This is a genomic window from Acinetobacter lwoffii (assembly GCF_024129595.1).
GTDB classification, from domain to species: Bacteria; Pseudomonadota; Gammaproteobacteria; order Pseudomonadales; family Moraxellaceae; genus Acinetobacter; species Acinetobacter lwoffii_O.
Window position 1 is genome coordinate 1 of record NZ_JAMXXS010000111.1, and the last position, 373, is coordinate 373.

At 42.1% G+C, this 373-nt stretch carries 1 rRNA gene; it reads right to left on the reverse strand.

The features are described from left to right. A 5S ribosomal RNA gene (gene rrf / locus NI466_RS15860) occupies positions 1 to 84 on the reverse strand; the annotation flags it as partial. Positions 85 to 373: the final 289 nt, after the last annotated feature.

Below are 373 nucleotides of genomic sequence, written 5' to 3' on the forward strand. Positions count from 1 at the left end.
CCCCACACTACCATCAGCGCTAAGAGGTTTCACTTCTGAGTTCGGGAAGGGATCAGGTGGTTCACTCTTGCTATGGTCGCCAGCACAACTGGTATGATTACTTACTGAGGTCTTATGGTTGCCTTAGCTTTCTTCAAATCTTGCACTCTGTTCAAAGCAGTGCTTTGAACATCGTTCATTAACAGATATATCTGAGTTGGGTATTTTGTTCTTTAGCGTTCACTAAATCAAGCTGTTTTGCTTAATATCGAATCAATCGATCCTCACTTCTTTCGAAGTTCGTACAACAACTGTTTGGGTGTTGTATAGTCAAGCCTCACGAGCAATTAGTATTGGTCAGCTTCACATATCACTATGCTTCCACATCCAACCT